The sequence below is a fragment of the Bradyrhizobium sp. Leo114 genome (genome assembly GCF_055229415.2).
In genome coordinates, this window is sequence record NZ_JBUYEN020000020.1 from 22,172 (window position 1) to 43,720 (window position 21,549).

General features: G+C 62.6%; 17 protein-coding genes. 3 read left to right on the top strand and 14 right to left on the bottom strand.

All coding sequences use genetic code 11. The features are described 5' to 3' along the window. Positions 1 to 44: 44 nt before the first annotated feature. On the top strand, positions 45 to 1,379 hold the full coding sequence (locus ACZIRK_RS23840; RefSeq protein WP_130225992.1) for a TAXI family TRAP transporter solute-binding subunit: 1,335 nt from the start codon (positions 45 to 47) through the stop codon (positions 1,377 to 1,379). Between the two features lie 51 nt (positions 1,380 to 1,430). Here the strand turns inward: ACZIRK_RS23840 and ACZIRK_RS23845 are convergent, their stop codons facing one another. The 12 genes from ACZIRK_RS23845 to cyoA form a co-directional block, all read right to left on the bottom strand. Beyond that, positions 1,431 to 2,768, bottom strand: a complete 1,338-nt coding sequence (locus tag ACZIRK_RS23845) for an ABC transporter substrate-binding protein (RefSeq protein WP_130225991.1) — start codon at positions 2,766 to 2,768, stop codon at positions 1,431 to 1,433. Between the two features lie 396 nt (positions 2,769 to 3,164). Next, complete coding sequence (locus ACZIRK_RS23850; protein ID WP_463328205.1) at positions 3,165 to 4,793, bottom strand: GMC family oxidoreductase; 1,629 nt, start codon at positions 4,791 to 4,793, stop codon at positions 3,165 to 3,167. 169 nt (positions 4,794 to 4,962) lie between these two features. Then, positions 4,963 to 6,213 (bottom strand): adenylate/guanylate cyclase domain-containing protein, encoded by a 1,251-nt coding sequence (locus tag ACZIRK_RS23855; protein ID WP_130225989.1) that lies wholly within the window; start codon positions 6,211 to 6,213, stop codon positions 4,963 to 4,965. Continuing rightward, positions 6,210 to 6,599, bottom strand: coding sequence for a response regulator (locus tag ACZIRK_RS23860; RefSeq protein WP_028164261.1), 390 nt, complete (start codon positions 6,597 to 6,599; stop codon positions 6,210 to 6,212). The genes ACZIRK_RS23855 and ACZIRK_RS23860 overlap by 4 nt, the downstream gene beginning before the upstream one ends. Before the next feature lie 2 nt (positions 6,600 to 6,601). Next, positions 6,602 to 9,649: a GAF domain-containing protein gene (locus ACZIRK_RS23865; protein WP_165435214.1), complete on the bottom strand. Its 3,048-nt coding sequence runs from the start codon at positions 9,647 to 9,649 to the stop codon at positions 6,602 to 6,604. A gap of 148 nt (positions 9,650 to 9,797) precedes the next feature. Further along, a complete protein-coding gene (locus ACZIRK_RS23870) occupies positions 9,798 to 10,331 on the bottom strand; it encodes a response regulator transcription factor (RefSeq protein WP_130225987.1) in 534 nt (177 codons plus the stop codon). Next, the gene (locus ACZIRK_RS23875) at positions 10,321 to 11,658 is read right to left on the bottom strand and encodes an ATP-binding protein (RefSeq protein WP_463328207.1); all 1,338 of its coding nucleotides are present in this window, start codon (positions 11,656 to 11,658) and stop codon (positions 10,321 to 10,323) included. Before ACZIRK_RS23875 ends, ACZIRK_RS23870 begins: the two co-directional genes overlap by 11 nt. 25 nt (positions 11,659 to 11,683) lie before the next feature. Next, entirely contained in the window at positions 11,684 to 12,508 is an 825-nt protein-coding gene (locus tag ACZIRK_RS23880; RefSeq protein WP_283813259.1) for an SURF1 family protein, read from the bottom strand. After that, positions 12,505 to 12,900 (bottom strand): cytochrome o ubiquinol oxidase subunit IV, encoded by a 396-nt coding sequence (gene cyoD / locus ACZIRK_RS23885; protein WP_130225985.1) that lies wholly within the window; start codon positions 12,898 to 12,900, stop codon positions 12,505 to 12,507. The genes ACZIRK_RS23880 and cyoD overlap by 4 nt, the downstream gene beginning before the upstream one ends. Continuing rightward, a complete protein-coding gene (cyoC, locus tag ACZIRK_RS23890; protein WP_130225984.1) occupies positions 12,897 to 13,526 on the bottom strand; it encodes a cytochrome o ubiquinol oxidase subunit III in 630 nt (209 codons plus the stop codon). The genes cyoD and cyoC overlap by 4 nt, the downstream gene beginning before the upstream one ends. After that, positions 13,523 to 15,532: a cytochrome o ubiquinol oxidase subunit I gene (gene cyoB / locus ACZIRK_RS23895; RefSeq protein WP_130225983.1), complete on the bottom strand. Its 2,010-nt coding sequence runs from the start codon at positions 15,530 to 15,532 to the stop codon at positions 13,523 to 13,525. The genes cyoC and cyoB overlap by 4 nt, the downstream gene beginning before the upstream one ends. Positions 15,533 to 15,542: 10 nt before the next feature. Beyond that, positions 15,543 to 16,709: a ubiquinol oxidase subunit II gene (gene cyoA / locus ACZIRK_RS23900; protein ID WP_463328208.1), complete on the bottom strand. Its 1,167-nt coding sequence runs from the start codon at positions 16,707 to 16,709 to the stop codon at positions 15,543 to 15,545. 186 nt (positions 16,710 to 16,895) lie between these two features. Here cyoA and ACZIRK_RS23905 point away from each other — a divergent pair, with 186 nt between their 5' ends. Further along, on the top strand, positions 16,896 to 18,212 hold the full coding sequence (locus ACZIRK_RS23905) for an MFS transporter (protein WP_245474716.1): 1,317 nt from the start codon (positions 16,896 to 16,898) through the stop codon (positions 18,210 to 18,212). Between the two features lie 120 nt (positions 18,213 to 18,332). On the opposite strand, the gene ACZIRK_RS23910 is transcribed toward ACZIRK_RS23905, so the two are convergent. Continuing rightward, positions 18,333 to 19,829 carry a M48 family metalloprotease gene (locus ACZIRK_RS23910; RefSeq protein ID WP_245474715.1) on the bottom strand — a complete coding sequence of 499 codons (1,497 nt, stop codon included), beginning with the start codon at positions 19,827 to 19,829 and terminating at the stop codon, positions 18,333 to 18,335. Positions 19,830 to 20,007: 178 nt separating this feature from the next. Continuing rightward, complete coding sequence (locus ACZIRK_RS23915; RefSeq protein ID WP_130225980.1) at positions 20,008 to 20,802, bottom strand: thermonuclease family protein; 795 nt, start codon at positions 20,800 to 20,802, stop codon at positions 20,008 to 20,010. 212 nt (positions 20,803 to 21,014) lie between these two features. On the opposite strand from ACZIRK_RS23915, the gene ACZIRK_RS23920 reads away from it, so the two are divergent. Next, positions 21,015 to 21,533: an Mpo1 family 2-hydroxy fatty acid dioxygenase gene (locus ACZIRK_RS23920; RefSeq protein ID WP_130225979.1), complete on the top strand. Its 519-nt coding sequence runs from the start codon at positions 21,015 to 21,017 to the stop codon at positions 21,531 to 21,533. Positions 21,534 to 21,549 lie beyond the last annotated feature (16 nt).

Sequence of the window (21,549 nt, forward strand, 5' to 3'; positions counted from 1 at the left end):
GGGGAGAGGCAGGTTCGGCCGATGATCATTTGTCGAGAATAGGCATGGACGCAATCAAGCTGCCGATCTGGTTGCGCGTCGCTATGGTGGCCGGGCTGGTTGCCCTGGCCGCGGGGGCAAGTCTATTCGCGTATCGCTGGTATGTCCGGCCGGTCACGCTGTCGATCGCGGTCGGATCCTTGGACGGCGAGGCGCCAAGAGTCGTTTCCGCGCTGGCGAGTCGCCTCACCGAGGTGAACGCGCCGGTCCGGCTCAAGGTGGTTGAAACCACTGGCGCAGTCGAGTCCGCCAACGAGTTTGCCGCGGGCAAGACCGATCTGGCGGTGGTCCGCGGCGACGTCGGCGACCTGTCGCAGGCGCAAGCAATCGTCGTCCTCGCTCAAGCGGTGGTGTTGCTGGTCGCGCCACCGGGATCGTCGATCACGGACATGAGCGGCCTCAAGCGCGTCACTGTGGGGGTGGTTGGAGGCGAGACCAATCAGAAGATCGTCAGCGCGCTGACCAAGGAATACGCCCTTGATCGCGCCAATGTCGTGTTCAAGAACCTTGCGCCGGCCGACACGCGCCGGGCGGTCGACAGCAAGGAGGTGCGCGTCGTCCTTTTCGTGATGCCCATGACCGAGAAGTATTTGTCGCTGGTGCGGGGACTCTTCTCCCAGAGCGGGAAAGCCGCCCCGGTCCTGATCCCGATCGATGCTGCGGGAGCCATAGCCGAGAAGGAGCGCGCGTACGAGAGCTTCGACATCCCCAAGGGTACGTTGCGAGGCTCCCCTCCGATCCCGGCAGATGATGTCACGACGCTGAAAGTTTCGTTCTACCTGGTTGCCAAGAAGTCCCTTGATAACGATCTGGTTGCTGATTTCACGCAAGCCTTTACGAGCGCGCGCCGAGACCTGTCGGGCGAACTGCCGATCCTGGCGCAGATGAAGGCGCCCGATACTGACCCCGGCGCCTATCTTCCGGTTCATCCAGGCGCCGCGGAGTTCTACAACGGCACCCAGCAAAGCTTCCTGGACAAGTGGAGCAACGCGATTTTTCTCACGCCAATGGCATTGGGCGCGCTTGCCTCAATATTGGCAGCGGCCTGGAAATTTCTCAGATCCGGCGAACTCGAGACCAAAGAAGCTGCGCTGGATTCGCTATACGCGCTGGGACAAAGGATCAGAAAGGCTGAAACGGAATCGGAGCTGTTCGAGATTGAAAATCAAATCGACGAAGTTTTGCGTGCGCAGCGTGCCAGAGCGGGGACCGACGACGAAGGCGCCCTTGATGCCGCTACGCTCAATGTCGCCGCCCATCGGCTTGAGAATCTCATCCATGATCGAAAGGCAGCGCTAGCCATAGCAGGCCAACAGACCAAGTTGAAAACCACGTCGTGAGGCTATTAGCAATCGCGTCTGAGTTCGTCGCCATGGATTGCGTGCGTGTCCTCAGCTCCTCATGAAACCTTCGCACTCGGCTTCCGCCCATCCGAGGGTCCTCTCCATTGCTTCACCCTGCGAGTGGCGCAGGCACATCTTGGTCAGCGTCGCTTGCGAGTAGATCTGCTGCGCGACTTTGGGCGGTGCTGGCGAGGCCGCAACTGACAGCTTCTGATGGTTATAGGGGTTCGGATAGTGATAGAGCGTGCCCTTTGGCGGCTCCGCTTCCGCCCAAACCTCCAGTGTCGTGAGGTTCTGGTAGGCCGGCAGATCATAGCCGCCGCTGGCGACCACCAGCTTCTCAATCGATGACGGCTGCGAGAGATGCGCAAGCAGGCTCTTGGCCGCCGCCTTGTTCCTGGAGAATTGCCAGATGGCCCAGAAGAAGGGCACGTAGGGCGCGAAGCGACCTCTTGGGCCGGCCGGAAAGCCGTGGGTCCAGCATTGCTGGGCAACTTGCGGAGCGTCGCGCTTGGCGACTGCCCAGGCGCTCGGCGGGTTCATAATCAGCGCGCCCCTGCCGGAAATCAGCCATTTGTTGTTGGAGGCATCGTCCCATGCCGCGACGTCTGATGGCAGGAAGGCGATCAGCTTCTTGTAGAAATCCAGCGCCTGCCGGACGGCGTCGGTCCTGACAGTCAGGTTGCCTTTGGCGTCGACGAGTTCTGCGCCGAACGACTGGAAGATCGCGCCGGCGGTATCAGTGCTGTCAGCGGTCTCGCCGACACCGATGCCGAAGGGGAAGCCGCCTTTCTGGCAGGCCTCGGCAGCCCTAAGGAACGTATCCATGGTCCAGTTGTCCGCTTTCGGCGGGCTGCCGGCCGGATACATCTCCTGCACGTCGATATTGGCGTATTTCTTCATCAGGTCGATACGCGAGCAGGGACCCTTGATCTGGCTGCCGACGCACGAGGGAACGGCGAGCCACTTGCCGCCCGCCTGGCCGAGATATTCGACTGTGTAGTTGACCGCGCCGTTCTGCTGGATGATCGGCGCCATGATGTCGTTGACGGACTCGAGCAGTTCGGCATTCGCATGCGGCAACCACGTGGCCATGACCAGGATATCGTGGCCGGATCTGGCTTGCGCTTCGGCGGAGACGGTCAGGAGGATCTTGTTGCCCTGGCTGGTGATGTAGTCGATCTGAGCCTCGACCTTTTCCTTCGCAGCCCATTCATTGACGAGATCGGTTAAGGTCTTGTTGGCGCCCGGCACCCAGTGGTCCCAAAAACCCATCGACAGTTTGCCAGCGGCGTAAGCGCCGCGCACATATGGCGCCGTGATCAGCGCTGCGGACGACATGGCAGTCGCACTTACAAATTGTCGTCGCGAAAGCTTTCGTGACATTGTTCCCTCCATGATGGCCAATTGGTGTTTTGTTTTTCGTGGGCTTCGGCGCGGTGCGCGGAAAAGCGAGCGCGCAAGCCTATGGTGACTTGCTTCGCGTGAGATTGAGTAGAATTGATTGATCGAAACACTGCATCGCCAAACGACTCGCGGCAGCAGCGCATTATTGTGTGAAATTCAATGCCTAAAGTTGTGTTGGAGCAAGCGGTATAATCCGACAGCCACCCTGTCCCAACGTTTCTATCCGTCATCGGATCGCTTCAGAACCAAGAAGCGAACGACTCATTGCTCCGATTGGGCTGCGCCGCGTTCTGCCTGTTCGCGATGGAGGAACGGTCGCTCGCCGGCCAGTCGAGATAACGAGGGCGCCTTGCCATGGCGGCGGCGCCCGGGCCACTATTGTGCCGGGGTCAAGCCATGCGTTTCCAGGACCTGTCCCTGTTGGCCGCGGATCAGATCAGAGGCCTTCTCGGCGATCATGAGAACACATGCATTTATGTGCCCAGATACGATTGTTGGCATGACTGACGCGTCGACGATCCGAAGCGAGGTCGCGCCAAGGACTGAAAGCTGGCTGTCCACGACACTCCCGATTCCGCAAGTGCCGCACGGATGGTTTGCGGTGATCGCCGTGCTTCGAATCCACTGTTCAATATCGCCGTCCGATTGGACGCGCGAAGGTCCGGCTGATTTTCCTGCCAGCGAGGCAACCGCCGGGTGAGCGGCCAATTCGAGACCGATTTTTGCTCCACGCAGCAACGTCGCAAGGTCATCCGGGTGCTCGAGGAATCCGTTGCGGATTCTCGGTGCATCAAGGGGGTTTGTCGATCTCAACGAGACCTCCCCGCGACTTTTTGGATGCAGCAATGTTGGACGGATCGCAAAGCCGTCTTCAAAAGCCGGACGAATCCCTGGGAACCAGACGTAGGGCTGAGCGGCCGTTCCCCGAAACATGAATTCGATGTCCGGCGCCTCGAGCGAAGGATCGGTCTTGACGAACCCGAAGAGATACCTCGGAAGCATTGTCCCAGGTCCGGTCCCAAATAGATAAGCTCGGACCAGGGCTAACGAAATTCGGTCAAGGCGCATCGTCCTGTGGAAGGCACCCGGCGTGGGGCGGCTCCAGTTGAACCATGCAGCAAGGTGATCTTGCAAATTCTGGCCTACCGGCAGATCGATAAGTGTTTCGATCCCAAGAGAGGCGAGATGCTTCGTCGGCCCGATACCCGACAACATGAGCAAATGTGGCGTGTGATACGCGCCCGCACACAGTATGACCTCTCGATTCGCCATCACGTAGGCGCTTCGCCCACCGCTGACGTACCGTACTCCCACCGCTCGGGTACCCTCAAAAACGATTTGAGTCGCTTGCGCTCTGGTATGAAGTACCAGATTTGCGCGCTTCAGCGCGGATCGAAGGTAGGCTGAGGCTGTCGTCTCTCGACGGCCTTTCCAGGTGGTATTTTGGATTATCCCGAACCCCTCGTGCGTTTCTCCATTGAAGTCGTTCGTGAATGTGAAGCCGAGGTCGCGCGCAGCGGCGAGCCAGGCGTCGAACAGCGGATCGACTGAGCGCGAGAACTCGACGTGTATCGGCCCCGATCCGCCGCGCAATACGCTTCCTCCTTCCTGCCACGTTTCACAACGTTTGAAGTAAGGGAGAACATCGCTGTAGGACCATCCTCGGGCGCCCGCGCGAGCCCAGCCGTCATAGTCGGCACGATCGCCGCGCGTGAATGCCATCACGTTGATCGAGTGAGATCCGCCCAACACTTTCCCGCGCTTTGCGGGAATCACGCGGCCATTGAGACCGGCATCAGGCTCAGCCATCAGGCCCCAATCGTAGATCCCATACTCATGAAGCTTTCCTAGTCCGATCGGAATGCGGACCAGCGGATTTCGGTCGTATCCACCTGCCTCGAGCAAGAGAACAGTTGAATTGGCATCCTCGGAGAGACGGCTCGCCAGGACACAGCCCGCGGAGCCTGCTCCAACAACGATATAATCGTACGATCGTCGTTTCAATTTTTCGACGCTCCAGGACTGCGCTCAGAGGGCGCCTGCACCAAGCAGCGCAATGGCCCTGGCGTTAGAAGTAATCAATCAAGAAGAGCCAACAAGCCCGACACCGCAGCGTTCGATGCCGATGTCCGACCATTAATATGTTTCATCTGTAACGGAAACGTGCGCCCGGTCAGGCGAGCTCGATGCGGATGCCTTTGGCGCCGTTGAGCAGCCGCCGCAAATGATAGCTGGCGAGCGGATCGTCGGCATGCGTTCCGACCAGTGCGGCGAAAGCCGGCATGGCCGCGGCGTCACCCGACTCAAGCTTGGCAAAGGCGGTCGCATATTGCGTCGTGGCCGGCGCATCGAATCTTGCTGCCGATAAAGGCTCGTGGGCGCGCAAAGGCTCGCTGCGTCCGCGCAGGACAAGATCGCCGATCGGTCGTCCCTTGAAGTCCTGTGCCGCGTTTGCGACCGCGTCACTGACGCAGATCCGCGTGCCCAGCGCCTTGTTCGCGGCTTCCAGCCTGGCGGCGGTGTTGATCGTGTCGCCATAGGCCGTGTAATCGAAGAAGCGGTTGCCGCCGAAATTGCCGACCAGCGCCGGGCCGGCGTGCACGCCGATCCGTGTGGCGCCGAAATTCACGCCTCTCTCTTTCCAACGCCCGCGAAACGCTTCCGCCCATTCATCGAGCGCCTGTGCGCAGGCAATCGCACGGGTCGCATAGTCGGGCTGGTCGCCCGGCGCATTGAACAGCACCTGGATGGCATCACCGATCACCTTCGCCACCGTTCCCTCATGCGCGAAGACGACATCCGTCAGGCCGCCGACATACTCGTTGAGCAGTTCCGCCAGCACCTCGGGCACGGCCGTCTCGACCAGCGAGGTAAAGCCCGTGATATCGGTGAAGATCACGGCGACCTCGCGCCAGCGCACCTCCATGTCGTCGCCGTCGTCCCCGGCGGCAAGGCGCTTGGCGAGCTCGGGCGAGAAATAGCGCGACAGCGAAGCGTGGGCGCGCTCCGCCTCCATCTGGCGGCGGCGTGCCTCGCGCAGGACTTCGATGTGACGCATCGTCTTTTCGATCGTCATCTCCAGGTCGGCGAAATCGATGGGCTTGGTGATGAAGTCGAATGCGCCGCGATTCATCGCGGTGCGGATGTTGCTCATGTCGCCATAGGCCGAGACGATGATGGTCGACTTCTTGTCCTCTGCCTCCTGCAGTTTTGCCAGCAGCGACAGGCCATCCATGCGCGGCATGTTGATGTCGGAGACGACAAGATCGACATGGGGATGCTGCTCGATCGACTGAAGGGCTTCAAGCCCATCACGCGCGAAGACGAAGCTCACCAGTCCGTCGCGGATCTGCCGGCGGAATTTCTGGAGCACGAGCGCCTCCAGATCCGGCTCGTCGTCGACTACGAGAATGGTGGCGGTCATGCGGATCGTTCCAGCCTCGCGTCGATCTCCTGGCGGACCTGGCTGAAGTCGATCGGCTTGGTCAAGAGGTCGTCCGCGCCTCGCTCCAGCGCCTTCTTGCGCGTCGCGGCATCTCCGTAGGCCGTAATCATGATCACGGGAACGTCAGGCCGCCGGGCGCGGACCTCCGGCAGCATCTCGAGCCCGCTCATCCCGGGCATGTTGATGTCGGAGAAGATCAGGATCAGCGAGTGCTCGCCGACGTCGGATATGCGGGTCAGGGCCTCCGACGCCGTCCCGGCAAAATCCATCACAAAGCGCTGGGCGCGAAGATCGCGGCGAAATTGCTGGCGGAACAAGGCCTCCACATCGGGCTCGTCATCCACCACCAGGACCATCACACTCACGGCTAACCTCTGTTACTATCCGAAAAATTACTTCTGCGCGGCAGCAGGATGGTGAACTCGGTGAACGCGCCGGGTTCGGTCTCGACATTGATCGTGCCGCCATGCTGCTTGACGATGATGTCATGGCTCATGGAAAGTCCAAGGCCGGTACCTTCCCCTGCCGGCTTGGTCGTGAAGAACGGGTTGAACATCTTCTCCTTTACCTCGGGCGGAATGCCGACGCCGTTGTCGCGGATCCGGATTTCGACGTATTCGCCACGGCTGAGTGTGCTGGCGCTGACCTCCGGTTCAAATCCTGGACCATTTTCGCTGCCCCGCTTGGCGACCGCATAAAAGCCGTTCGAAATCAGGTTCAACAGCACACGCGTGATCTCCTGCGGGAACACCTCGGCCGTGCCGGCATCCGGGTCGAGGTCGCACCTGAGGGTCACGTTGAACCGCGGCTTCTCGGCGCGTGCGCCGTGATAAGCGAGGTTGAGACTCTCCTCCACAAGCGCGTTCACGTCGGTCGGCCGGTGCTCACCGCCGCCCTCCCGCGAATGTAGGAGCATGTTCTTGACGATGGAATCGGCGCGTTTGCCGTGCTGCACGATTTTTTGCAGATTGCCCTTCAGGAGGCCGCTCAGCTCATCGACCTCGTCGCGGACGCTGTCGGCGAGTGACGCTGATGCCAGCAAATCGCTCAGCTCGCCCGTCAGTTCCGCGGAAAGTGCGGCAAAATTGTTGACGAAGTTGAGCGGATTCTTGATCTCGTGCGCGATGCCGGCCGTGAGCTGACCAAGGGAGGCGAGCTTTTCGGTCTGGATCAGGCGATCCTGCGCGGCGCGCAGATCGTCGAGGGACTTTGCAAGTTCCCTGGTGCGGGCCTGCACCTGCTCGAACAGCCGCACATTGCCGATTGCGATCACGGCCTGATCGGCGAAAGTCTGCAAAAGTGCAATCTGCTTGTCGGTAAACGGGTGCACCTCGTTGCGGCGAAGCACGATCGCGCCGATGCTCTCGTTTTCCCGCAGCAGCGGCACGCTCAAAATGGTGCGGTGTCCCATTTGAAGCGCAAGCTCGCGGCCTTCCGGAAAGTCAGTTTGCTCGTCACGGAGATCGGCGACATGCACAGGGGTCTGGTCGACAAAGGCGCGGCCCGCAGTCCAGTTGCGATTGATCGGCCATTTCTCAAGGGGAATGGGAATAGGCCCGTGATGAGCGCTGAATCGCAGATCGTTGCCGTCCTTTAGCGCCACGGCGGCGTCATAGGCATCGCAAAGCTCGCAGGCGCTGTCGACGATTGCCTTCAATGCCGGTCCGACATCTGTCGGCGAGGACGCAATCACTTTCAGGATGTTCGCGCTGCCGGTCTGATAGGTGAGGGCTTCCTGCAGATCGCGGGTCTTGGCCTGCACTTCGTTGAACAGCCGCGTGTTTTCGATGGCGATCACGGCCTGATCGGCAAACGTCCTGAGCAGGGCAATCTGGTTGTCGGCGAACGGGCCCGCTTCGGCGCGCGAAACACCGATCGTGCCGATCGCAACGCCTTCGCGCAGCATCGGCACGACGATGATGCTTCGATATCCTCTGGCGCGCGCCATCTCCTTGACGGCCTGGGAGACATCGGGTTCGGTTTCGATATCGTTGCGAAATGCGATGGTTGAACTCTGTGCGACCCGGCTGTGAATCCCCGGGGACGTCAGCGGGGTAGGGAACGAATTCTCTATCTCCCTGTCCCCGGCTTCGCTTCCCGCCGTGTGGGCTGCCAGATGAAGCATGTCATCCACAACGCGCGTGACGAGCGCCGTCTGGCCGCCGAGCAGCCGCTTCGCACTTTCGGCGATGGCGTCGAATACCGGCTGCACGTCGGTTGGCGAGCTCGCGATGACGTTGAGAATGTCGGCGGTCGCCGTCTGTCGCTCCAGCGCTTCTCTTGTCGCGTTGAACAGGCCGACGTTCTTGATCGCGATCACGGCCTGGTCGGCGAAAGTCTGCAACAGCCGGACCTGGTGCTCGCCGAACGCGCCGGTCGCCCGGCGCGTGGTGATGATGATGCCGATGATCTCGCTCTCGCTGACCAGCGGGGCGAACAACATGCTGCGATAGCCGCGCGCACGCGCGATATCCCGTGCGGCCGGCTCGAGCTCGGTGTCGGGCAGTTGCGCGGCCGTACCATCAGCCACGAGCTGGTAGGGCGGGAATTGAGCGAAGGGCATTGGAAACGCCGCCTGCAGCGCAAGGTCACCGGCAGGATCGGTCGGGGTGAAGGCCGCCAGATGGGCGGCGCCGCCCGCATAGCGAAGCACCGCGGTGGAAAAGCCGCCGATCAGCCGGTTGGCGTTGGCCGCGATGGCCTCGAACACCGGCTGCACGTCGGACGGCGAACCTGCCATCACATTCAGGATATCGGCGGTGGCGGTCTGCCGCTCCAGCGCTTCCCGCGTCTCGTTGAACAGACGCGCGTTCTCGATCGCGATCGCGGCCTGATCGGCGAAGGTCTGCAGCAACTGCACGTGGTCAGCGGCAAACGCGCCAGGCTCGGCACGTGTGACGCTGATCATGCCGACGGGCGTTCCCCTGTTCATCAGCGGCATGAACAGGACGCTGCGGAAACCGCGCAGCCTTGCCAGCTCCTTGTTCAGTTGCGGGACGTCGTCGGCCTCGCTGTCCGGAAACTGAACCGTCTTGCCATCGCGAACCCGGGCAAAGGTCGGAAAGTCTGCGATCTGTCGCGGGAATGATGACTTCAGTCCCTCGTCCGCCTCGGGGCTGGTCGGCGTGAACGCCACCAGATGAAGTTCATCGCCGATGAATTGGAGCACGGTCGCGGAGAAGGCGCCGAGCAGGCGCTTGGAGCTGGACGCGATGGCCTCGAACACCGGCCGGGCATCGGACGGGGAGGCTGCGATGGTGCGCAGGATCGCCGCGCCGGCGTTCTGGCGATCACGCGCAACCGCAAGCTCGCTTTGCAGGCGTGCATTCTCGGCTGCACCGGAGCGCAATTGCTGCTCGAGCTCGTCGATCCTGCGCCTCAGCTCGGCGGCGATATCCTGGGAAAGCGCGGTCATTCGTGATCCGGTTCGGCGCCGCGACGCGAGCAGGCGCACTGCGCGGCCGACGGGGGCCGGCCAGCCTATTTGCCGCATTATCACATCCCGCCCGGCCGGGGGCCAGTGCCCCGCGGCGCGCCGATATCTGCGCTCGAAAACGCTCCAGTCACTTCACTTGGCGTTTTTCCAGCTTTCGGGCCAGGGTCCGGCGGTGCATACCAAGCCGCCTTGCGGCTTCGGAGATGTTGAAATCGGTTTCGATCAGGGTCTGGTGAATGCGTTCCCATTCCAGGGTCTTGATCGAGGTGGGACGCGCGGCCACCTCGATATCGGCGTTGCCCTCCGCTTTGCGGAAGGCGGCTTCGATATCGTCTGTGTTCGACGGCTTGGCGAGATAATGGCAGGCGCCGAGCTTGATGGCTTCCACCGCGGTGGCGATGCTGGCAAATCCGGTCAGCACGACGATCAGCATCTCGGGATCGTGCATATGCAGCGCTTCCACGCAGGCCAGCCCCGAGGCGCCGCCCAGCTTGAGATCCACCACGGCATAGCCGGGGGTTTTCTCTTCAAGCACTTTGCGGGCCTCGTCGAGCGACGCCGCCACGACGACCTGATAGTCGCGCCGCTCGAACGAACGTTTGAGGGTGCGGGCAAAGCCTTCTTCGTCTTCCACGATCAAAAGCAGCCGTTCATCCGTCAAGGCTGCCTCCGATCGCAAGCGTTGCCAGGGGCAGTTCGAGGCTGATGGTTGCGCCTCCCTCTGCATTGTTTCGCGCCGTCACGACCCCGCCGAGCTTGCGCACGACATTGACGACCAGGAACAGGCCGAGGCCGCTTCCCGGGCGGCCCTTGCTCGACTGATAGGGCTTGCCCAACTGCGCCAGCATTTCCGGCGCAAAGCCCGGTCCGCGATCGGTGACCGACAGCATAAGCCGGTCGTCGGCGCGCTCGGCCGCAAGTTCGATCCAGTCGCGCGACACTTCGGCGGAATTGTCGAGCACGTTGAAGATCGCCTGTTTGAGCGCGACCTCGGAGACAACAGGCAGGTCGGTGCCGAACTCGTTCCGGAAGTACAGCGTAGCCGACGGGCGCGTCGTGCGCCACTCCTGGACCAGCGCCGCGAGAAATGCAGTTACAGTCGTCGGCGACGATTCTTCGCCGCGCGCCTCGCCGGCCGAGACGAGAATACCCGTGACGATCGACTTGCACCGTTGCAGCGACGTTTCCATCTCGAACAGATCGTCCGAGAGCTCCGGATTCGATGTGAGGGCTGGCATGCGGCGCCAGTCGCCCAGGATCACCGACAGCGACGCCAGCGGGGTGCCGAGCTCATGCGCCGCCCCGGACGCAAGCAGGCCCATGCGGACGATGTGATCCTGCTCGGCGGCATGCTGGCGCAGCGCCGCCAAATTGGCATCGCGTTTCCGCAGGTTGTGGTTGATGCGCGTCACGAACACCACGAGCAGGACGGCATTGAGCGCAAAGCCGATGAACATGCCGGCGACATGAAGGCTGAACGGATCGCTGAAGCCGTACTGCGGCAGCCCGAGCGGGCGATAGGCGACGGTCAGCCCGGCGAAGCTCAAACAAGCCAGCCCGACCAGCGACCAGGTCGAGCGCGCGTCGAGCAGGACCGCGCCGAGCGTCACCTGCAGAAGGTAGAGCGATGTGAACGGATTGGTCGCCCCGCCGCTCAAATAGAGCTGGCAGGTCAATGCAGCGACGTCGAGCATCAGCGCGAGCAGGAGTTCGCGATTGTTGATCTCCGCCCGGTAGCGCACCCAGACCAGGCTCAACAGGTTGAGCGCCACGAGGGCTGCGATCACGCCGGCCATCGGCAGGATCGGCAGGGCGATGCCAAGCCATTGATCGACGAACGCGATCGTCACGATCTGGCCGATCACCGCGGTCCAGCGGAGCTGGATCAGCAGCGCCATGTTCTTGCGGTTGGTGGTGTCGTCGGTCGATTTTGGCGCATCCAGCGCGACCGGGGCTGTGCCGGCGCCGGCCTTCGCCGGCTCCGTCATGGCCTCGCCCGCCGTTTTCCCGTGGTCATGCTGATCCGATATGCGCTCGAGCATCTGGGCCCGTCTTGCGAGATAAATTGCGTGCGGCGGCCACCAGGCTCCGCACGGCATCGCGCCGCGCATCGAAGTCGCGGACATGGTCCCTGACGCGCAAAGCGCGCAGGAGTGCGGCCGCCAGCATAATGGCCATGGCGAACCATGTCAGCGCGTAAATCAGATGGTTGTTTGGGAACCTGACGACGGTCAGCCCGCCGATCGGATAGCCGCCGCCGTTCGGGGTCGCGTCCGCATCGACGAAGAACGGTGCGACCTGCGACTGTCCACGCGCCGCGGCGATCGCTGCGACGTCGCGGGAATACCAGCGGTTTGCCGCCGGGTCGTTGCTGCGCAGGAAGCCGCCCTCTGGCTCGGTGATCCGCAGCAGGCCGGTAACGCTCACTATTCCGGGCGGGTTTCCCTCGCGCCGTGTTGAGGGCTCCCGCCGCTCCGGGGGAACAAAGCCGCGATTGACCAGGACCGTGGCGCCGTCCGTCGTCTGCAGCGGCGTCAGGACCCAGAAGCCGCGGCCATAGTCGGTCACGGCCGCCACCAGCGTCTCGCGCTCATGCAGGAAGTGGCCGCTGACGGTTACCCGCCGGTATTCGTCGCTCGACGCGGTAATCGCGTGCCACGACGAGGGCGCGGGGATCGGCTGAGGGGCTGCATGCTGGCGCTGCTCGACCCGGTCGATCAGTGCCAGCTTCCATGTCCTGCGCTCAAGCTGCCACACGCCGAGCGCGGTCAGCGCGACCACGCCCAGCGCCGCAAGGGCGACCAGCAGCAGCGAGAGGGCAGATGGGCGCGCCGTCACTGCATGGTGCTCATGTCATGCCCGGGCATCATGTTGACGTTGAGGTGATGCATGACCCAGAGCGTTCCGGTCAGTCCGATCACCACCATGATGATGGTGAAGATCAGCGCCATCATGGTCCAGCCGCCCTCGGAGCGGGTGTTCATGTGCAGGAAATAGACCATGTGGACCACGATCTGGATCGCCGCCAGCGCCGTGATCGCAAGCCCGGTGAGCTGCTTGTCTCCGAGCACGCCGCTCATCACCAGCCAGAACGGGATCGCGGTGAGGATGACGGAGAGGCCGAATCCGATCAGGTAGCTTTCGCGCGAGCCGCCGGCATGGTGCTCGCCATGTCCGTCTGCAGGATGTGCGTCGTGCGCGGGTTGCAGGGAGTGAGTATCGGCTTTCATCGGAGCATTCCCATCAGGTAGACAAAGGTGAACACGCCGATCCAGACCACGTCGAGGAAGTGCCAGAACATGCTGAGGCACATCAGACGCCTGCGGTTGGCCTCGATCAGGCCGTAGCGCGCGACCTGCACCATCAGCGTCACCAGCCAAACCAGGCCGAAGGTGACGTGCAGGCCGTGGGTGCCGACCAGCGTGAAGAAGGACGACAGGAAGGCGCTGCGCTGTGGCGTCGCGCCCTCGTGGATCATGTGGGCGAATTCGAACAGTTCGATGCTGATGAATGCCAGGCCGAACAGCCCGGTTATCACGAGCCAGGCCTGCATCGCGCCGACGCGCGACTTCTCCATCGCCAGCATCGCGAAACCATAGGTGATCGACGACAGCAGCAGCATCGAGGTGTTGACCGCCACCAGCGGCAGGTCGAATAGATCCTTGGGCGCCGGGCCTGCCGCGTAGTTGCCGCCGAGCACGCCAAAGGTCGCGAACAGCATCGCGAAGATGAGACAGTCGCTCATCAGGTAGATCCAGAAGCCGAGCATGGTGCTCGCGCCTTCCGGATGCTCGTGCTCGTCGACGACGTAGAAGACCGGTTCGGAATTTTGTGGAGGGACGACGGCGAGTGTCATGACTTGGCTCCAGCGGCAAGCAGGTGCGTGCGCGCATCTTCCACCCGGACGACCTCATCGGCCGGAATGTGATAGTCGCGGTGATAGTTGAAGGTGTGGCCGATCGCGACCGCGAGCAGGCCGATGAAACTCACGGCCGCCAGCCACCACATGTACCAGATCAGGCCGAACCCCATCGCCGTGGCCAGCGCGGCGAGGATGACACCCGTGCCGGTGTTGCTCGGCATGTGGATCGGCTTGAACCCGGTGAGCGGACGCCGATAACCGCGGCGCTTCATGTCCCACCAGGCGTCGTTGTCGTGAACGACGGGGGTGAAGGCGAAGTTGTAGGCCGGCGGCGGCGACGAGGTCGCCCATTCCAGGGTGCGTGCATTCCAGGGGTCGCCGGTCACGTCCTTCAGCGCTTCGCGCTTGAGCACGCTGACTGCGATCTGAACCAGGAAGGAGATGATGCCGAGGAAGATCAGGAATGCACCAATGCCGGCGATGATGAACCAGATCTGCAGGCTTGGGTCGTCGAACACCCGCAGGCGGCGTGTGACGCCCATCAGGCCGAGCACGTAGAGCGGCATGAAGGCGAAGTAGAAGCCCACCACCCAGAACCAGAACGACAGCTTGCCCCAGAATGGATCGAGCCTGAAGCCGAAGGCCTTCGGAAACCAGTAGGCGATGCCGGCAAACGCGCCGAACACCACGCCGCCGATGATCACGTTGTGGAAATGGGCGATCAGGAACAGGCTGTTGTGCAGGACGAAGTCGGCCGGCGGCACCGCCAGCAGCACGCCCGTCATGCCGCCGATCACGAAGGTGAACATGAACGCGACCGTCCACATCATCGGCAATTCGAAGCGGATGCGGCCTCGATACATCGTGAACAGCCAGTTGAACATCTTCGCTCCCGTCGGGATCGAGATGATCATGGTGGTGATGCCGAAGAAGGAATTCACGCTGGCGCCCGAGCCCATCGTGAAGAAGTGATGCAGCCAGACCAGATAGGACAGGATCGTGATGACGACGGTGGCGTAGACCATCGAGGTGTAGCCGAACAGGCGCTTGCCCGAGAAGGTCGAGGTCACCTCGGAGAAGATGCCGAACGCCGGCAGCACCAGGATGTAGACCTCGGGGTGGCCCCAGATCCAGATCAGGTTCACGTACATCATCGGGCTGCCCCCGAAGTCGTTCGTGAAGAAGTTGGTGCCGATGTAGCGATCGAGCGACAGCAGCGCCAAAACCGCCGTCAGCACCGGGAAGGAGGCGACGATGAGGACGTTGGTGCACAGCGAGGTCCAGGTGAAGACCGGCATCCTCATCATCGTCATGCCGGGCGCGCGCAGCTTGACGATGGTACAGATCAGGTTGATGCCTGATAGCGTCGTGCCGACGCCGGCCACCTGCAGCCCCCAGATGTAGTAATCGACACCGACGTCAGGACTGTAGCCGATATTCGACAGCGGCGGATAAGCGAGCCAGCCGGTGCGCGCGAATTCACCGACGAACAGCGAAATCATCACCAGCACCGCGCCGCCGACCGTCATCCAGAAGCTGAAATTGTTGAGGAAGGGGAACGACACGTCGCGCGCGCCGATCTGCAGCGGGACGACGTAGTTCATCAGCCCGGTGACCAGCGGCATGGCGACGAAGAAGATCATGATCACGCCATGCGCGGTGAAGATCTGATCGTAGTGGTGGGCGTTGAGATAACCTTCGGAGCCGCCAAAGGCGATCGCCTGCTGCAGGCGCATCATGATGGCGTCGGCAAAGCCGCGCAGCAGCATCACAATGCCGAGGATCATGTACATGATGCCGATGCGCTTGTGGTCGACGGTGGTGAACCACTCGCGCCACAGATAGCCCCAGAGCCGGAAATAGGTGACGGCGCCGAGCAGCGCGGCGCCGCCGAGCGCGACCACGATGAAAGTGCCGACGACGATCGGCTCATGCAGCGGCAGCGATTCCAGTGTCAGGCGGCCGAAAATCGCTTTGGCGAGGGAGGAAGTATCGAACATGCGGCGCTCTTTAGGAGTCTGATTTCGGACGCGGTCCGAGAAGAAGGGAACTCGAGGATGGATTGGCGGGCGAGAACAGCGGCCGCTTGAGGCCGGCCCCGCGCAGCGGCGTCGTGTCGAACGGGACGGTGCTCTCCGGCTCGGATTGCCCCTTGAGTTCGTCGACCGAGCAGATGCCCGCCACGTAGGTCGGTTCGGGCCCGAACACCGCGCCGCGCCGGGCATATTTGTCGTAAGTCAGCGGCAGCGTGTTGTTCAGTCCTTCGCGACCAAGCCCACCCTTGGCATCGATCGCCATCATCTCGCTGGTGCACATCTTGCCGGGCTCGACGCACATGTTGACGATCGCCTTGAACAGGTCGCTATCGACGGAGCCGTAGCGGCGGACCGGCTCGTTGGCGCTCGGGCGTTCGAGCACGAGGTATTCGTTGCGGCCGAGCATGTCGCCGCTTGCCTTGACGTTCGTGATCCACTTGTCGAATTCGGCCGTCGTCAGGCTGTGGAACGCGAAGTACATCCCGGAGAAGCCGGCGCCGCTGTAATTGGCGGAGAAACCCTTGTAGACGCCGGGCTTGTTGGTCACGGCGTGCAGCTTCGTCTCCATGCCCGGCATGGCGTAGACCTGGCCGGCCAGCGCCGGAATGTAGAAGGAGTTCATCACGGAGGAGGCCGTGATTCGGAAACGAATCGGGCGATCGACGGGAGCTGCAAGCTCGTTGACGGTGGCGACGCCGTACTCCGGATAGATGAAGAGCCATTTCCAGTCGAGCGCGACCACCTCGACATTGAGCGGCTTGTCCTGGGCCTCGATCGGGCGATCGGCGTCAATGCGGCCAAGCGCGCGGTAGGGGTCGAGCAGGTGGGTGGCCATCCAGGTCAAGGCGCCCAGGCAGACGATGATCAGGAGCGGCGCCGACCAGATGACGAGTTCGAGCTGGGTGGAATGGTCCCATTCGGGCTCATAGCGGGCTGATGTGTTCGACGCCCGGTAGCGCCAGGCGAACAGCGCGGTCAGCGCCATCACCGGCAGGACGATCAAGAGCATCAGAACGGTGGAGATCACGACCAGGTCGCGCTGCTGCACGGCCACGTCGCCGGCCGGGGCGAGTACGACAAAATCGCAACCTGAAAGAGCGGCTGCGAGCGGCAGCAACGCCAGAATCCTCAAGACACGCACGGTGGAACCTTGTTGGAAATTTCCTATGTGAAACAGGGGGTAGCTGCGATGCAACAAAGAGGACATTGGACAATTTGTCCAATGTTGCAGTGCGCAATAGCGGCCCAAACAGCGCCTTTGAGGCCGCTAGCGGCAAGACCGGATGGTGGCCGTCTCAATCAAGAACGGAATAAGGCATAAGGCGCGATGGCGATGACACAGGCCCCAGCAATGGCTCACGGCCACCCGATGACGGCAGGTCACGAACCGGCGCGCCCGGGGGAGATCGCCATCGGCGTCATCATCGGCCGCACGTCCGAATTCTTCGATTTCTTCGTCTATGCGATCGCATCCGTGATCGTGTTTCCGCGCCTGGTGTTCCCATTCGCGAGCGAGCTGACCGGGACACTTTATTCTTTCGGCATCTTCGCGCTGGCCTTCGTGGCGCGTCCGCTCGGGACCGTCATCTTCATGACGATCGACCGCCATTACGGTAAGAGCGCGAAGCTGATTATCGCGCTGTTCCTTCTGGGCACGGCGACGGTGGCGCTCGCCTTCCTGCCCGGCTATGAGACGATAGGCGTCGTCGCGATCTGGCTGCTGGCGCTGGCGCGTGCCGCCCAGGGCCTGGCCTGGGGCGGGGCCTGGGACGGCCTTGCCTCGCTGCTGGCGATCAACGCGCCGCGACATCACCGCGGCTGGTACGCCATGGTGCCGCAGCTCGGCGCGCCGCTCGGACTGATCGTGGCAAGCGCCCTGTTCGCGTTCTTCGCCGGCAACCTGTCCGCGGAGGATTTCTTCGACTGGGGCTGGCGCTACCCGTTCTTCGTCGCGTTCGCGATCAACGTGGTCGCCCTGTTCGCACGGCTGCGCATGGTGGCGACTCCGGAATATGATTCGGCATTCGAAAGCCGCGAGCTGCAGCCGGCTCGCATCGTCGATACGGTTCGTGACGAGGGGCGCAACATCCTGCTCGGCGCCTTCGCGCCGCTGGCGAGCTTTGCGCTGTTCCACATGGTCACGGTGTTTCCGCTCTCCTGGGTGTTCCTGTTCACCCGAGAAAGCCCGGTGCGGTTTCTCATCATCGAGATGATCGGCGCCGCGTTCGGCGTGGTGGCGATCGTGGCTTCGGGAGTGATCGCCGATCGCGTCGGGCGAAAATTACTGCTGACCGGGTCGGCGATCGCGATCGCCGTCTATAGCGGCTTCGCTCCGCAACTGCTCGATGCCGGCGCCGTCGGTGAAACCATCTATATGGTGCTGGGCTTCATTCTGCTGGGCCTGTCGTTCGGCCAGTCTTCGGGAGCGATCGCCTCCAGCTTCGCGCCGATGTACCGCTACACCGCCTCGGCGCTGACCTCGGACCTCGCCTGGTTGTTCGGGGCCGGGTTTGCGCCGCTCGCCGCACTCTTGCTCGCGACCCATTTCGGCCTGATCTCCGCCGGCGCCTATCTCTTGTCCGGCGCGGTGTGGACGCTGCTGGCGCTCTGGCTGAGCGGGCTGCGCGAAAACATCATCGAGTAGCGGCGAACGGGGAAAGACTAGAGCTTCGGTTCTGATTGAATCAGAACCGAAGCTCCAGATTCTTGTTTTGACGCGTTTTCCTCGCGCGAACCGGCAATCCACTTCGCTCGAAACGCTACGTTACTCCACCACGATCTTCACGCGATCGCGGGGTTTGACCTGGGCGTGGGCGTCCAGCCCGTTGAGGACGCGGAAGCGCTCGGTCGGGTGGTCGACGCCGCTCATGCGGTGCGAGAGCGATTCCACGGTGTCGCCGGGCTGCACATTGATGACCTTGATGCGCAGCGGGCGCGCGGCCTGGATTTCCTCGAGCGTCAGGCGGCGGAACGAATTGACGGTCTCGCGCGCATTGCGCTCGCTCTCGGTGGTCTTCTGCTTGGCCGCGAAGATGAAGCGATAGACGTCGCTGCCGAAGCGCAGTGCGTAGACTTTGAACTGCCATTGGTCGCCCCGCGCGGTGGCGGACGCCGCCGGGAAGCCGTTGACGGTGATATCCTCTGTGGAAGCCTTGTCGACGCCTTCCATCCAGCCGGAGTTGAGATAGTCGCCGAGCGACTGTTCCGCCGGCACCCGCACCACATCGAACCGCATCGCCTGCGCGCCGCCTTCGCGAACGCCGATCACCGCCTGCGCGGTGTTGTCGAGCGTGAAGTTCTCCGGGGCCTGGAAGGTGAACCCGAGCTTGGGGTGCAGAAAGCGGCGGCCGCGGACGAAACCCTCGCTCGGGTCTTCGCCATAGACGATGTTGTCGATCGCGGCGAGATAGGTCTCGCGGTCGCGCTCGGCACCTTCGGGCGCCGCATATTGCCGCGCTGCGGCCTGCGCATTGGAAATGCGTTCGGGCGTTGCCGGATGCGAGGACAGGAAGTCCTGCGCGCGCGGATCGAACGAGGCCTTGCCGACCTTCAGCGCCGCATTGCGCTCCATCGCCGTGAGGAAGCGCGAGGCACCATAGGGGTCGAAATGCGCGCGCGCGGCGATGCCGACGCCGATGCCGTCGGCCTCGAATTCCTGCTGGCGCGAGAAGCTCGCCATCGTGAGCTTGGTCTTGGCCAAAGCGAGCGCAGTGAGATCGGGATCATTGCTCATGTCCGTGACGACGCGCGTCACCACCGCCGCCTGCCGTGCCTGGTCTTCGCGGATGGAGGCGTGCTTTGCGAGTACGTGCGCCATCTCGTGGCTCAGCACGGACGACAACTCCGAGGTGTCGCTGGCGAGCGCGATCAGGCCGCGCGTGACATAGAGCTGGCCGGTCGGCAGTGCGAAAGCGTTCACCGCGCCGGAATTGAGGATCGTCACCTTGTACCCCTGGTCGGGACGGTCGGACGCGGCGACCAGCCGATCGACTGTCTTGCTGATCAGGCCTTCCAGCTTCGGGTCGTCATAGGCGCCGCCATAGGTGGCAAGGATCCGCTCGTGCTCGCGCTCGCTCGCCGGCGTCTGCGCGACCGTGGGCTTCGGTTTTGCCGGTTGGGGCGCCGCGACCGGAGCTGCGGTTTCGAACCGGCCGGCGCCGAGATTGCCGCAGGCGGACAGCAGGGTCGCCGCGCACAAAAGCGCCAGCGCAGCCGAAAGGCCGCGGCCCGTCCTGTCCCGCCGTCCCACACCCTCAATCACGCCAGCTACTCTCAAGCTGCCGGAAGATATCATGGTCCGACCCGCCGGATCACGACCCCATCCCTGTTTGCGCCCTGTTTACGCATGATCTCTCGGAAGAACGAGCTTCCCGGATCATGCTCTCATCTGTTTGCTTGAGCACGACCTTTTCGGAGAGCCGCTTCCCCTTTTCATGCCCTTAGTTCCCGCCGAGCACTTCTAATTGCCCCACCCGGAGCAGTTCGATCCGTGGCCCGTTGCGCGCTTCGATCCAGCCGCGGATGCGAATCCGTCGATTTTCCAGTGACTTAGGCGCAAACCCAGCCGCCTCGAGCGCGGGGATCATGCGCCTTGGAATAGTCACAGCAAAGTCCCGTGTCCAGTTCCGGCCAAAGTTGAGGTAGGTGGTTGCTCCCGCCTGACGGACGGACAAGACCTTCCCCTCGACCACCGCAAAACGCCCGATCCCCGCCAAAATATCGCCCGGACTTTCCGCGTTTTTTATGGCCGAGGCGTCGGCCCACGTTCCCCTTTTGGCCTGCCTCGCCTCGGCCTCGGCGGCAAGCAATAGGGTGGCGCAATCCCGGTTCGAGACATCAGGCGATACCATCGCCTGGCCCTGCTTCAATAGCTCGCTTTGCACGGCCGCGTCGGAGCCCGAGACAAAGACGAACGCCGCCTGGCGTCCATAGCGGTCCGGCGCGTCGTCCTCGCCCTGCAGCGAGATGTCGCGTCCCATCACCAGCGCCGACAGGGCTGCGGCCCCTTTCTGCCGGTCCGCAATCTCGATGCCGGCGAGGCGGATCTCGCGGCCGTCCTCGAGACGAAAGCTGCGCCCGCCGGTCACGGACACGACCCGGCCCTCGCCCTGGGCTTCGAAAGCGCATCCCGCCGCGCGGGCCGAATCGGCTATCACCGGAGGCATGAGGCACAACAGCAACATTTGTGCACAAAATTTCGCGTGATGCGCTGTCACTTTGTGGCCCCGTGTCATGACGCCGCTGCTAGCCGACTGAATTAGGACATGATTTTCCGTAACGACGTCGGTCTCCGTCCGACACTATCCCCGGGGCATTTTGACTTGAGGCCGATTGCGAGCATAAGTAGCACCCCATCGGCGGGGACCAGCAATGAAGCCGGAGCGCTGGATTTCGCGCAAGCCAGTCTTGCCGTGCGTCCGGGCACAACAGGAAAGATAAGTGCTGCATGAACTCGTTTTTTCGGCGGCAGTTGACCGATTACGTTGAATATCATCGTGACCCCTGGAATTGCGTGATGCATGTGTTCGGCATCGTGTTCCTGTTCCTGGCGGCCATTCTCCCCCTCAGCCTGTTGTCCTTCACTCTGTTCGGAGTTGAGGTCAGCGCGGCCGTGCTCGCCGTGCTGCCGGTCCTGTTCTACTGGTTCTTGCTCGATCTTGCGCTTGGTGCGGGAATCTTTTGCGGGGCTGTCGCTCTGCTGTCACTGGCCGCCTGGATTGTCAGTCATGTGACCATCACCGGCTTGTGGTCGCTTACGGCGGTCCTCCTTGTCGTGGGAGTCGCCTCGCAGATCATCGGGCACCAGGTGTTCGAACGCAGGAAACCCTCGATGGCCGACCACCCCGCCCATCTGCTGCTCGGACCGATGTTCGTGATGGCGAAATTATTCATCGCGCTGGGCTTTCGGCACGATCTCGCGCGTATTATCCAGCCTCCGCAAGATTCCCTGTCGTATTCCCAGTAGCTCCAGCCGTACTGCA

Coding starts and splice junctions, on each gene's coding strand:
- ACZIRK_RS23840 (WP_130225992.1), top strand. CDS start 45: ATGGACGCAATCAAGCTGCCGATCTGGTTGCGCGTCGCTATGGTGGCC.
- ACZIRK_RS23845 (WP_130225991.1), bottom strand. CDS start 2,768: ATGTCACGAAAGCTTTCGCGACGACAATTTGTAAGTGCGACTGCCATG.
- ACZIRK_RS23855 (WP_130225989.1), bottom strand. CDS start 6,213: ATGACCGCCACCATTCTCGTAGTCGACGACGAGCCGGATCTGGAGGCG.
- ACZIRK_RS23865 (WP_165435214.1), bottom strand. CDS start 9,649: ATGACCGCGCTTTCCCAGGATATCGCCGCCGAGCTGAGGCGCAGGATC.
- ACZIRK_RS23875 (WP_463328207.1), bottom strand. CDS start 11,658: ATGACGGAGCCGGCGAAGGCCGGCGCCGGCACAGCCCCGGTCGCGCTG.
- cyoD (WP_130225985.1), bottom strand. CDS start 12,900: ATGAAAGCCGATACTCACTCCCTGCAACCCGCGCACGACGCACATCCT.
- cyoC (WP_130225984.1), bottom strand. CDS start 13,526: ATGACACTCGCCGTCGTCCCTCCACAAAATTCCGAACCGGTCTTCTAC.
- cyoB (WP_130225983.1), bottom strand. CDS start 15,532: ATGTTCGATACTTCCTCCCTCGCCAAAGCGATTTTCGGCCGCCTGACA.
- ACZIRK_RS23905 (WP_245474716.1), top strand. CDS start 16,896: ATGGCGATGACACAGGCCCCAGCAATGGCTCACGGCCACCCGATGACG.
- ACZIRK_RS23915 (WP_130225980.1), bottom strand. CDS start 20,802: ATGACACGGGGCCACAAAGTGACAGCGCATCACGCGAAATTTTGTGCA.
- ACZIRK_RS23920 (WP_130225979.1), top strand. CDS start 21,015: ATGAACTCGTTTTTTCGGCGGCAGTTGACCGATTACGTTGAATATCAT.